Source organism: Acidobacteriota bacterium (assembly GCA_035529075.1).
In the GTDB taxonomy this organism is placed as follows: Bacteria; Zixibacteria; MSB-5A5; order GN15; family FEB-12; genus DATKXK01.
This window is the reverse complement of record DATKXK010000014.1, coordinates 502,829-515,326: the sequence shown is the minus strand read 5'-3', so window position 1 is coordinate 515,326 and position 12,498 is coordinate 502,829. Positions and strand designations below refer to the sequence as shown.

Genomic DNA, 12,498 nt, shown 5'->3' with positions numbered 1-12,498 from the left:
CTTTCAAAAGCAGGCGATTGTTTTTAGCACGGAATATAGACAGCCCTGCGTCAAGTGTAAAGCCTGCGGCGTCAAATTGTCAGCCCAGGGAGTAAGGGCACTCCCGGCCTGACCGTTTTGCTCGATAGTCTCACGTTCCGGGGTTTACGGCAGAAACGTCAGAAATCCTTGCGTCTCATAACCAGGGCAGAGAGGTACAGAAGCACGACCGCAAACAGCAGAGTACTCCAGACAGGCACCCAGTCTCCGACGGGCCGGCCGAGCGCAAGAGCGTAGAAGGCATCGGACATTGCGTTGGTCTTGGGCAGGATGTAGTACACGGCATCGAGAACGGCATCGGCCAGATCGGAATCCAGGAGGCTTTTCAGAACTTGCCTGGCCTCCAGCACCTGTTGCGCCACCCAGAACAGGAAAGCAGCCATAATTGACATCGCCGTCGAGCCGCTGAGTATGCCAAAGAAGGTCGTAATCGTGAGCCATACAAAGATCGAGGCAAGCGACAGCAGCACCAGGTAGACGGCGGCCAAATAGAAAGTGCCGTGGACCAGCCCGATGGCCACAAACAGTACCAGCCCGGACGCAACCACGGCGCCGCCGTAGACAGTCCAGAGCCCGAGGAACTTATTCAGGAGCAGGCCGACGCGTGAGATCGGTTTGGACAGATAAAAATCGATCCGGCCCCGCTCCAGCATGCGCGGAAACAGGCCGGCGCTCGCCATCACCGCCAGAAACAGGAATATTCCCAGGAAGCCGTTGAACACGCGCATAAACGGGTCTCTGATCAACGCGTCCAGACCCTCGAGATCGGCATTGTCAGAAATCGGTAATTTCAGACCCATATTGAGCTTCCCCGTCAGAAGCACAATCAGTATGCCCAGGAGCAGGAGCGCGGCAAAAACCCAGATCACCTTGCGATCGATAAACTCCACCAGGCTGTCGCGGGTTATACCCCTCATCCCGCCGACTCCTCGCTGCCGGTGATGGCTTCAAGAAAGGACTGCTCGAGTGACACTCTTGCCCGCTGGACGGATCGAATGGATATCCGCTTCATACGCATCTGGTCGATTATGTGATTGATGCCTTCTTCCATTTGAAGTTCAACAATTAGCTCCTTTGTCGTGATACTGACTATTTCACCGACCGACTCGGGAATTTCGAGACGTTCGTTGCCGATGGCCGCCTGGATTTCGTAGCGCAGGCTCCGGGTAGTAAACTCCTCGACCGAACCCACTCGAAGCACTTTGCCACGGGAAAGAATGGCCACTCTGTCAGCCAGCGTCTCCACCTCGGAGAGGAGGTGTGAATTCAAGAAGACCGTCTTGCCTTCCCCCTTTAGGCGTTTGAGGATCTCCTTGATTTCCGATTTGCCGATCGGATCGACACCGTCGGTGGGCTCATCCAGAAGGAGGACGTCCGGGTCGGCCATCATGGCCTGGGCCAGCCCGATTCGTTGCGCCATACCCTTGGAATACTTGCGGATCTTGGTGCTGGCCCACTTGTCCATGCCTACCAGGCGCAGCAGACGGTCGGCCTGCTCCTGGGTCCGGGCGCTCGGCAGCCGGTGCAGGCGGCCGGCACATTCCAGCAGACCAAGTCCGGTGAGGTGGGGCGGAAACCGGTGATTTTCCGGCAGAAACCCTACCTTGTTGCGCGATGAGGGATCACCCGGGGGCAGGCCGGTGATCCGGGCCGATCCTGAGGTCAGGCGTGTAACACCCAGAAGGATCCTGACCAGCGTCGTCTTTCCAGCGCCATTGGGGCCGATCAGTCCGAAAATTTCTCCCTGATCGACACTGAGCATGACTCCGTCGAGAGCCACCACGTTGCCCTTCTTCAGCCCCGTCTGGTAGATCTTGGTGAGATCCTGAACCTCTATTACTCGCATTTCGGGTACGATTGCTTTCCAGGTTACAGTTGCCGCATAAAGTAGGCAAGGTACACAGACAAGACAAGTCTAAAATCACGGGCAAACGGCTTGACGAAATCCGGCAATATGAATAAGTTACAGGGAAGCGGAACAATCTGAAGGTGTTGGTCATATAAGCAAGTAAATGAGATATAGAGCGGCTTCGATTACAGTACTGGTCATGCTCGGGGGGAATCTCCACGGGCAGCCCAGGCTTGCGATAGATGAACCTGATTTTGATTTCGGCAGCGTCGCTCGGCATTCAGTTGTCGCCCATGAGTTCTGGTTTAGATCCACGGGCAGCGACACGCTGCTGATCAGCGAGATAAAGACCGGCTGCGGATGTGTGGCGGCGATGCCACCGCAAGCCAGTGTCCGTCCCGGGGACAGTCTTGCCGTGACTTTTTACTGGCATCTGCGAAACGACGAAGGTGAGTCCCGGCGTACTTCCTGGGTGTTCACCGGTGCAGGAGCGGACCCGCGCCGGGTCACCCTGACCGCCACCTGCGGCCCGGGCGACGGGCACGATGAGGAAGCAATCTCGGTGCAGCCGCCCCGTATTGTTTTTGACACCGCCGGGGCCCAGGGAACGCTTGAACGGAGCGCCGCGCTGAGAAACCGGTCGGACGAAGACTACGCGGTGTCGCTGGTATCAGGACCCGGGGTGCCGATTACGGTCGAACTGCCGGATTCCCTTCCGGCCGGCTCGACTCGACGCGTAAACGTCCGGTTGGCCCCCAGGGACTGGTCCCCCGCCCTGACCGGTTCGGTGACGCTGGAGTTTATCGGTGAAGGAGGCGAGGAACAGAGAATAACGCTGCCCGTCACCGGCGGAAACTCAAGGATAGAATCATTGGTGACGACTAATCAGAAATAGTGTATAAAACAGTAGCAACACCCAGGGTAACGGTAGAGAGATGAAAAAACGACTTCTGTTATGCGGAATGGCCGCGGGACTGCTGGTGATGGCGGCTTCGGGCTACGGTGCACCGCGGCTTCTCATCGAAGAACCCGAGTTCAACTTCGGCTTCGTACCGCAGAATTCGACCGTGTCACACGTGTTCTGGCTCAAGTCCGTCGGTGATGACAGCCTGAAAATCCTGAAAGTGGTCCCCGGGTGAGGGTGCACCAAGGCTCCGTTGGAAGCGACGGAGCTTGCTGTCGGTGACAGCACTCGCCTTGAGATCATATTCAGCACCAAGCGGTACCGCAGCCGCATCACCAAGAGCCCCAGCATCGAGACGAACGAGGGCGAGCCGCACAAGCGTGTACGGATTGTCGCCGACGTGCTGGCGCGACCTGATTCAACATTCCCGATCATCATAAAACCCTACAAGCTGGATATTTCCCAGTTTGGGGAAAAGGTCAGGGACGAGATGAAGTTCAACATAACAAACGTCTCGGAGCAGGACCTCAAAGTCAGGCTTGTCTATCAGCCGGAGGGGTACTTTGATCTGGAACTGCCCGGGACGGTAAAGGCCGGCAAGACTGCGCAGGGGGTGCTCAAGCTGCGCAAGGAGGCCATTGACACTTCGTTCGACAAGTCCGTGACGATTGAGCTGGATGATGAGTCGGCGTCCCGCTTCACCATACCGATCAAGAGAAAGCTGCGAATACCCGGCCAGTCATCCACGGCCGCCGCCTCCGAGTCGCCGTAGACGGTTTCGCCATATAATTGACGCCAACAGAGAAAGGCCGCCCACCGGGCGGCCTTTTGCCTTGACCCGACGACGGAAACATCTATTCAAGTCGATACCCGCCCTGCTGCAACCGCTCCTTCCACTCCTCGCTGTATCGCTCACCATCGACGTTGGAGTGCGCCAGGGTGTAGTCGTGGTACCCGCGCTTGTCCTCAAACACGAAGACGGCACCTTCCCCAATGGAGTAATAGTACCAGATGACGAACGGATTGCCGACATGTGGGGCCGAGACGTCATCCCTGTCGTCCCAGGGGCCGTAAGTCATGTAGATCCGGCCCCGATCGGTCGTCCAGCCGTTGGACCTGGTCTCATCAGTGGAGAAGTACTGGTTGCAGAACTCAAAGCGCTTGATCGTTTCCAGGCGGTTCTCGATCAACCTGGTGCCGGGTGAGGCGTCGCGATCACGCCAGAACTGGTCGAGAAACGTACTCCTCCCCTCAGGCGTCAGCCGTGACAGCGCGAGCTTCTGATCAGAAGTAAGGATGTAGGCGACAAGCTTCTCACGCACGTCAAGCAACAGCGTATCATACGGGTCAAAGGTGACGTCCTCGCCGAGTGCAAGCCCTTCCGACGCCTCCGGCAGAATGGCGAGATTGAAAAGGGCCGTATCCGCGTCCAGCACCGCCTGATCAGTTGCCACTACCTGCAGCCGGTACCGTCCCGCCGGAAGCCCGCGAATGTCAAACTGTTCGGCAACGACGGCCGACGGCCCCGGCTTGACGCGTACCTTCTGCCCCAGCCTTCGGTATACCGCCCCGGTGTTGTCGAGCACGGCGTATTCAAGCCGATAGCCGGATGAATCACCGGCGGCATACGTCAGATTGTACAACTCGGCATACAAGTACACTGAGGTGTCGCCGAGCTCGACCACGCCCAGCGGGTTGGTCAGCACCCGCAAACCGTTCAGAACCATGGGATCCGACGTCTGCCCCTCACCTGCCCTGCCGATCCGGTAGGCCAGCGAGCCGCCCCCGATAGTAAGTTCGTCCCGGCGCGCCGGTTCAGCGACAATCTGGTCAAGAAAAAACGTGCCTTCACGTTTGCTGACGACGTCGATAACGACCAGCCGCCCGGAGTAGACGCCCGGACGGACCAGGAGTGACAAACGGTTGAACAGCATGAAATCGGGGGCAGCGGCCTCCTGTGCAGACGACGTCCTGGCCGAGAAGTACGTGCTGGCCGAATCAAGAAGCAGGCCGTCTGGTCCGAACAAGGTGACCTGTGCATATATCCGGGCATACCATTCCGGGTCCAGCGAATCCGGCTGGTAGAACTCGAACTGGTCCCGGTTCAGCGTAAACGGGAAATCGACCAGCACCATCGTATCGTACTCGGGGTTATTGTAGACCGTCGCCCTGGTATAGACGGCCAAGTCCAGGCTCTCCCCCTGCGCCCATGCGGTGCCGACCAGCAAAACAAGGGAGACGGCGACCATGATCGCCAGGCGGGCGACCGGTCTCGGCGGACCCGCCGGGTTAGAAATCAGGGGTTTGATACAGGCCGTCATACGGGTATTCCAGCCGGTAGTCACCGTCCTCGTTCTCATCGACAAAGAGGAAGCGTTTGTATCGGCCGGCCATGTAGTAGTGCCAGACCTGATACGGAACGGTATTGGGGGCATAGGGCACGTCGTCGATATCGTCCGGTTCGCCATACCTGATGTATATGAGCCCGCGGTCGGTCCGCCAGCCCTCGCGGCGCAAAATTGAGAACCGCAGGTTGGACACGCTGATCCGTCGATAGAACTCCCGCATAGCCTCGTTCTCAGCCGTCCCGACGGTGGGGTCGCGGCGGCGCCAGAACTCGTCAAAGGCCTGTTTTCGCTCCTCGATCGATTCCAGTTTCCTGAACTCGTCAAGCTCGCCCGGCTCAGAGACGTACCCCAGTTGGTCAAGCGTCTTGTCCCAATCAGTCCTGACCAGCGCATCGCGGCTCCACAGGACCTCGAAATCCCGCCGCTGAGAGTCCAGTTTCTTGTTCCGTCTTCCCCGCAGGTAGACTTCCATTTCGTACGCTCCCGGGGGGAACTCCGCAAGCGACATCTCGCGAAGCTGTCTATCTACCGAACCGGTGAAGGTTATATACAGCGTGTCCCGGTAGATCAATCCCTTGGTCGCATGGCGCAACTTTGTCTCCACCAGAATCTTCTCGTCCTCGTCGGAACCGCGGTATATCTCGACGTAATACAGCAGCCGGCTGTCATCACTGCCCCCGAAAGCCTTGGTGACCGCGGGCACGACCTGAAGGTTGCCCTTTTGGAAGACGTCGCCGGAATCGGTCACTTCGCTGACGGCCTGAGTGAACTCAACGTCGGACATACTCGGCTTGCTACTGTCGAATACGTCCAGTTTGGTCTCCAGTTTGTGGTGCACCACTTTGTCACTGCCGAGGTCCTTCAACCTGGCGAAGACGGTGTACCTGCCGCCGGGCAGATCGAAATTGAACTGGCTGGACCGGTAGTCGTAGCTCGACGTGGTTCGGGCCAGATCCGTAACCCGTATCTCTTTCCTGCGGGTGGAATCAGCCGCAACACGACCGTCGTCGTCCTTTATGGTCATTCCGAGTTCATAGTGCGCCGCCCAGGTGTCACCATCCCGGTCAAACTGGAGGCCGGCATTGTACACCTGATAGTACACCTCCAGCCGTATCTGGTCGGGCTTATCAGATTTGAAGCGGGCGAAGTCAAGAAACAGGTTGGGCTGGTCCTGAAACCGATCCACGCCCCACTGGAGGACCTGCGCCTGAGTCGACACGGCTACCGCAACCGAGACGAGGAGCGTCAACAACCAAGCTGTTGAAAAACGAGTACTCATCGCGTCACCTTTGATAACGGCTTTTCCCAATCTACCGGGGCAGCGCTGGTGAGGCAACAGAAAAAGGGATGGAGAACCCGAAAGCACCGGTCGGAGTATGCTCCTACTCGTACCTCAGTGCCTCTATCGGGTCCAGGCGGGCTGCCTTCATGGCCGGATAGACTCCTGACACCAATCCGACGGAGACGGCAACGACAAAGCCGACCACAATCCAGAACATCGACACGCTGAGCGGGAAACCCAGGATGGCGTTGATGAGAATACCCAGCAGAATGCCACCGATAACACCGATGACGCCGCCCGAGCCGGACAGCGTCATAGCCTCGGTGAGAAACTGCAGGATGATGTTTGATCTCTTGGCGCCGATGGCTTTGCGCACGCCGATTTCCCGAGTCCGCTCGGTCACCGATACGAGCATGATATTCATCACGCCGATACCGCCGACCATCAGGCCCACCGACGTGATTACAATCATGGCAAGGTAGATGTACTTGGTGATGTTGTTGACCATCTCCTTGAACTGTTCCTGGGTGGACAGGGCAAAGTTGTCCGGCTTGTTGAACGGAACCTTGCGATACACCCGGAGGGTGCTGGTGATTTCCTCCCGGGCCTGGTCAATTTTGTCACGGCTGACCACCCGAACGGTCAGGCCGAGTGCTTTTTCCCAAGGAATGAGTTTATTGTAGGTCGAAAGGGGGAGGCAGATCAGCCGGTTCTGGAAATCGTTGCCGAAATTCGACTTGACGCGTTCGAAGACTCCGATGACCTCGAATTTCTGCCCGTTCACCCTGATCAGCTGCCCGGTTCGCTGCTCGCCTTCTTCGAACAGCACGTCGGCAACGTCAGCTCCGATAACGCAGACCATAAGGCGAAATTGCATGTCGGTGTCGGTGAAGAACCGTCCGGCCGACAGGTCCACATTGCGGACCCTGAGGTAGTCAGGCCAGGTACCCATAAAGTTGGGGCGGTTGAATTTCCGGTTCTTGAATTTCGCCTCGTTCCCACCCGGCTTGAAGTAGTAGTTCTGCGGCGCCACACCATCAACGGAGGGACAGTTGGCCATGATCGCTCTGGCCTCGCCCTCGGTCATCCAGGGACGGTTACGGTCTTCCTCACTGAGTTGCTCGCGGTCAGTATTCGGCCCAAAACGGTCAACTTCAATGATATTCGTCCCCATCCGGTCAATCTCACTCTCGGCGGCCCCGTTCAGGCCGTTTATGACGGCCGCCATGCCGATCACGGAACCCACCCCGACCATGACGCCGAGGATGGTCAGGACGCTGCGCAGTTTGTTGGCCCGCAGGGACGACAGCGCCATCAGGATCGCGTCTTTTATTTCGATTGGCGTCAGAAGCATACTGTCCAACCTACTCGTAACTTAACGCCTTGACCGGGTCCAGCCGCGCCGCTCTCATGGCCGGATAGATGCCGAATATCAGACCGATGCCGGTAGAGATCGAGAGGCCGGCGATTATAGCCAGGGCCGACGGCGCGATCTGCATGTCGATCATAGCGACCAGGGATTGTGCGATGAAGAACCCCAGTACAATCCCCACCAGGCCGCCGGAGAGGGTCAGAAGCGTGGACTCGAACACAAACTGGAGCAGGATATGGTTCTGTTTGGCTCCGACGGACTTGCGAATGCCGATCTCCCGCGTCCGTTCCGTCACCGATACCATCATAATGTTCATGACCACAATCCCACCCACGACCAGCGAGATGGACGAAATGCCGATCAACCCGAATCGAAAGATCTTCGTGATCTGATTCAGCAGATCAAGAATGTTCTCAGCCGTCATCATGTCGAAATCGTCCGGCTCGTTGTAGGCAACCTTGCGCTTGGACCTGAGGATGACCCGGACCTCGTCCATGGCCTCATCCAGCCGCTCGACCGAAACCGCCTTAATGACAACATTAATGCCCCGGGGCCGTCCGAACTGCGACAGGTAGCAGGAAAGGGGAATGATGACAAAATTGTCCTGGCTCTCGCCGAACATTGACCCCCGTCGTTTGGCCAGCCCGATAACCCGATATCTCCGGCCGTTAATCCTGAGCGCCTTGCCCATCGGGTCCATGCCCGCAAAGAGTTCCTCCCGGATCTGGTCACCGATGAAGACCACCGGCCGCCGATAGAGGTCGTCTTCCGTGGAGTGAAACCTGCCCTGGGCTACTTGTATGTCGACGATGTCAATGATGTTGGCGGTGCCGGCCATGATGTCGACTCGCCGCACCGCTTTGTCCCGGTACTTGAGCCTGGCCCTGGTAAACGCACGCGGCGAGACTTTGTCACACAACTCGCAGCCGTCCGCAATCAATTCGGCGTCCCTGACGGTGATGGGCTTGCGCTTGAGTTTCTCGAAGAACTCCTCGTTGGACATGGCCACCATGATCCGCGAGACCATGAAGGTCGAGGGCCCCAGGCGTCCGAGATCTTCCTCGATAGCGCCCATCATCCCCTCCAGCGCCGAGATGATAGTCATAACGGACGTCACGCCGAAGATAACGCCGAGCAGCGTGAGTCCGGACCTGAGCTTGTTGGCCCTGAGGGCACTGAAGGCGACACGAACGAGCGAGCCGGCGATCATAGTCTACCTCATGCCGTTCCGCTGATCTTCAGGAATCGATTCGTCGCTGTCAATTCTGCCGTCCAGAATCGAGAGAACGCGATGGGCATGACGGGCAATGGCCGCCTCGTGAGTAACGGTGATAATGGTGTTGCCCTGCCGATGCAACTCGTCGAACAACTTCATGATCTCCTCGGAGGTCTTGCTGTCCAGGTTGCCGGTCGGCTCGTCGGCCAGGATGATCGACGGGTTGTTCACGAGTGCACGGGCGACGGCCACGCGCTGCCGCTGTCCGCCGGACAGCTCGGTCGGCTTGTGGACCATCCGGTCGGCCAGGTCCACCTTGGCAAGGGCTTCCTCGGTCAGGCGGTGGCGCTCCCCCGAGGGCGTGCCGCTGTAGATGAGCGGCAACTCCACGTTATGAAAAGAGGTGGCGCGCGGCAGCAGGTTGAAGGTCTGGAAGACGAAACCGATCTCCCGGTTCCGAATGTTGGCCAGCTCGTTGTCGTTCATCTGGCTGACCCGCTTGCCGTTCAGATAGTATTCCCCCCGGCTGGGGGTGTCCAGGCAGCCGATGAGGTTCATCAGGGTAGATTTCCCCGACCCGGAGGGGCCCATGATGGCGACGTATTCGCCGCGCTCTATGGTGATCGAGACAGCGCACAGCGCGTTGACGCGCTCGGCGCCCATCTCGTATATTTTCCAGAGGTCGTTGGTTTGAATCATTTGCATGACTATACTTGCCCTTCGCCCGACTGGATCTCGACCTCCAGCGCGTCACCGTCGTTTATCTGGCGCAGCATGCGGTACGGGCCGGACACGACCGAGTCGCCCTCGGACAGGCCCGACAAAACTTCGACATTCTTCTGGTCGGCCACGCCGGTCTCGACTCTCACGAAGCGGGCTTTGCCATCCTTTATAAGGAAGACGCCCTTGAGCTCTTCCCGTTTAACCTCCTTCTTGGCCGTGTCCGGGACATCCACATCCTCCTCGGTCGTCTCGGCCGCCTGAACGGCTTCAGTGGAAGTTTCTTCGCCCTGATCTTCGGCCGCCCTGGCGGCCTCCAGGGAATCCAGGTCAAACGAGCGAATTACGACGGAGGCAAACGGCACGCTCAGCACGCCCTCGCGCTTGGCCGTCGTGATGTCAACCGTGGCGGACATACCGGGACGAATCTTCACGTCCCTATCCTGAAAAACGACTTTGACTCTGAAATTGGTCGACTGGTCCTGAGTGCCGAGCCCCTGAGTTATGGCGGTGTTGCCGATCTCTATCACTTCGCCGCCGAAGGTGGTGTCCGGGAAGGCGTCCACCTCGATCTCCACGGACTGGCCCAGATCAACCTTGTTGATTTCGGTTTCATCAACCTCGACCTCGACTTCGAATACGCTCAGGTCAGCGATGGTCATGAGCGTTTTGCCCTGCGTGAAGGCCGTCTGGGCCGGTGCGATTTCGCCTACCTCACAGTCGAGAAAAGTGACAATACCGGGCATCGGAGCGACAATCTTGGCCTTTTCCAGGTAGTCAAGCTGCTTCTCATAGCGGGACCGTGCCTGCGCCGCCATCGCCCCTGCCGCATCCGCCGCCGACTTGGCATTCTCGTGCGCGTACATGGAAGCCTTGTACAGCGTTTCCGACGTCATGTTCTGGTCCCAAAGGCGCTGAAGCCGGTTGAACTCCTCTTCGGCCTGGTTCAGCGTCGACTTGGCACCCTCCGACCGGGCCTTGGTCTCCTCTACGGCAAACCTCGCCTGGTCGACGTCGGATCGGAGTTGAACGGTGTCGAGCACGACGAGCGGCTGGCCGGTCTCCACCCGCTGGCCTTCGCGCACCAGCAGGTTGATTATCTCGCCCGTGACCTCGGAGGTGATGTCAACCTTCGTTCTGGGTTGAATCCTGCCGGATGCCGAGACTATCTCAACGAGTTCGCCAGGCTCGACAGTGGCCGCGGTCACCTTAACCGCACTGCTGGTGTCAGCCGTCATGTTCAGAATAACGATGACCACCACAACGACGGCGGCAGCGATAATCAAACTCATTTTTCTTTTCTTGCTCATTCTGTGCCTCACCCGTTCCTGATATACTGAGAGTATTACATTTTCCCCATCGCGTTTTCCAGCCTGGCGCTGGCCAGGTTCAGGTCAAAACCGGACCGGATCAGCTCGACCTGGGCCGTCTTGAGCGACACCTGGGCGTCCAGAAGATCGAGAATAGTTGCCGCCCCCAGCCTGTACTTCTCCTGTGTGATTTTCAGGTCCTCATCGGCTGCTGCCACGTTTTCATCGGAAACTTTCTTCTGCTCACGCAACTGCTCGATATCGAGATAAGCAGTCTTGATAGCGGCGACCGCCTGATTGCGCGCGTCAGCGAACGCCGCCTTGCGGTCATTCACAGCCACCTTCGACTGCGTCACGCGGTTCTCACGAATAAAGCCGTCAAATATATTATACGAGACGGAGAACCCGATTGTTCTGCTTTGCGACGACTGATTATAAGCCACCGTGTCACCGCGTGTGCCGTCCGAGAGATTCAGGCTGGCATAGCCGGAAACCGTCGGCAGGTAGTCCATGCGGGCCGCCCTCAGCCAGCTCTTGGCAGCGTCGACGCCCTTCTCGGCGGCCAGCAGGCTGGGTTTGTGCCTCAGGCCGAACGCAATCGCTTCGTCGAGCGTGCCGCCAAACTCCCGGCTGTCGTACGTGGTGGAGAACTGCCAGTCCTGGCGGGGATCCACGCCGATGGTATAGGCGAGCGAGGCCATAGAGTTCGTAACCGCATTCTGAGCCCGCAGCAGGGCCAGCCGATCATTGCCGAACTGCACTTTCTGCTTCAGCACGTCCGACTTCGAGGCTGACCCCAGTTCGAATCGGGACTCGATCAGCTTGAGTTGTTCCTCGGCCCGCTTGGCCGCCTCCTCCTGCACCGATACGTTCTCGACCGAGGCGAGGTAGGCGAAATAGGAGATTTTCACGGCGTAGATCATATCCTGTTCCGAGGCCAGGACATTCAGGCGCGCGCTGGCATGATTGGCCCGTGCGGCGGCATAACTAAACCAGCTGGCCGGATCGAACAGGGACATATCGGCCGAGAGACTCAGGTTCTTGCTCGTACCGTCAATGTCGGAAAACTCGAATTCGCGTATGACCGAGGCCTCGGGAAAGGGAACGAGAACGTCGACCGTATCTACCGTACCGTCTCTCCGATACCCCTCCACCGAGAAAACCGAGTCAGCATAGGACGTGGTGATACTGCGGTCCGCCTTGATGTCAGTATCTCTGGATTTGCCGTAACTGTACCGGGCGCCGAGCCTTGGCATGAATGCTCCCAGTGCGGCTCGCTTGTCGGCCGCGGCCACCTTCTCATTGCCGAGGGCGGCAATGATCGAGGCCCGGTTCCTCAGCGCCAATTCAACGCAGTCATTCAGTGACAATTCAGCCGCAGGAATTGCTTCGACGGTCAGAGATATGACAGCGGCTACGGTACATACAATTCTGAGCACGGACTTCATCAATTTCTCC

General features: G+C 58.3%; 12 protein-coding genes. 3 read left to right on the top strand and 9 right to left on the bottom strand.

Translation table 11 applies throughout. The features are described from left to right. Nucleotides 1-158: 158 nt before the first annotated feature. Complete coding sequence (locus VMY05_09705; GenBank protein ID HUV31349.1) at nt 159-956, bottom strand: ABC transporter permease subunit; 798 nt, start codon at nt 954-956, stop codon at nt 159-161. After that, nucleotides 953-1,885 carry an ABC transporter ATP-binding protein gene (locus VMY05_09700; GenBank protein ID HUV31348.1) on the bottom strand — a complete coding sequence of 311 codons (933 nt, stop codon included), beginning with the start codon at nt 1,883-1,885 and terminating at the stop codon, nt 953-955. Before VMY05_09700 ends, VMY05_09705 begins: the two co-directional genes overlap by 4 nt. Nucleotides 1,886-2,051: 166 nt before the next feature. Between VMY05_09700 and VMY05_09695 the strand changes: the two genes are divergently transcribed. From VMY05_09695 to VMY05_09685, 3 genes are read left to right on the top strand one after another with little or no spacing between them, the layout of a single operon-like run. Beyond that, nucleotides 2,052-2,783 carry a DUF1573 domain-containing protein gene (locus VMY05_09695; protein ID HUV31347.1) on the top strand — a complete coding sequence of 244 codons (732 nt, stop codon included), beginning with the start codon at nt 2,052-2,054 and terminating at the stop codon, nt 2,781-2,783. Between the two features lie 40 nt (nt 2,784-2,823). Then, nucleotides 2,824-3,027: a hypothetical protein gene (locus tag VMY05_09690; protein ID HUV31346.1), complete on the top strand. Its 204-nt coding sequence runs from the start codon at nt 2,824-2,826 to the stop codon at nt 3,025-3,027. Nucleotides 3,028-3,045: 18 nt separating this feature from the next. Beyond that, nucleotides 3,046-3,564 (top strand): hypothetical protein, encoded by a 519-nt coding sequence (locus tag VMY05_09685; GenBank protein ID HUV31345.1) that lies wholly within the window; start codon nt 3,046-3,048, stop codon nt 3,562-3,564. An 82-nt stretch (nt 3,565-3,646) separates the two neighbouring features. On the opposite strand, the gene VMY05_09680 is transcribed toward VMY05_09685, so the two are convergent. From VMY05_09680 to VMY05_09650, 7 genes are all read right to left on the bottom strand, one after another. After that, entirely contained in the window at nt 3,647-5,113 is a 1,467-nt protein-coding gene (locus VMY05_09680) for a GWxTD domain-containing protein (GenBank protein ID HUV31344.1), read from the bottom strand. Further along, complete coding sequence (locus tag VMY05_09675; GenBank protein ID HUV31343.1) at nt 5,082-6,419, bottom strand: GWxTD domain-containing protein; 1,338 nt, start codon at nt 6,417-6,419, stop codon at nt 5,082-5,084. The genes VMY05_09680 and VMY05_09675 overlap by 32 nt, the downstream gene beginning before the upstream one ends. Before the next feature lie 103 nt (nt 6,420-6,522). Further along, nucleotides 6,523-7,776 carry an ABC transporter permease gene (locus VMY05_09670; protein ID HUV31342.1) on the bottom strand — a complete coding sequence of 418 codons (1,254 nt, stop codon included), beginning with the start codon at nt 7,774-7,776 and terminating at the stop codon, nt 6,523-6,525. Between the two features lie 10 nt (nt 7,777-7,786). Beyond that, the gene (locus tag VMY05_09665; protein ID HUV31341.1) at nt 7,787-9,004 is read right to left on the bottom strand and encodes an ABC transporter permease; all 1,218 of its coding nucleotides are present in this window, start codon (nt 9,002-9,004) and stop codon (nt 7,787-7,789) included. 3 nt (nt 9,005-9,007) lie between these two features. Beyond that, nucleotides 9,008-9,715, bottom strand: a complete 708-nt coding sequence (locus VMY05_09660; protein HUV31340.1) for an ABC transporter ATP-binding protein — start codon at nt 9,713-9,715, stop codon at nt 9,008-9,010. A 2-nt stretch (nt 9,716-9,717) separates the two neighbouring features. After that, on the bottom strand, nt 9,718-11,040 hold the full coding sequence (locus tag VMY05_09655) for an efflux RND transporter periplasmic adaptor subunit (protein HUV31339.1): 1,323 nt from the start codon (nt 11,038-11,040) through the stop codon (nt 9,718-9,720). Between the two features lie 35 nt (nt 11,041-11,075). Next, a complete protein-coding gene (locus VMY05_09650; protein HUV31338.1) occupies nt 11,076-12,488 on the bottom strand; it encodes a TolC family protein in 1,413 nt (470 codons plus the stop codon). Nucleotides 12,489-12,498 lie beyond the last annotated feature (10 nt).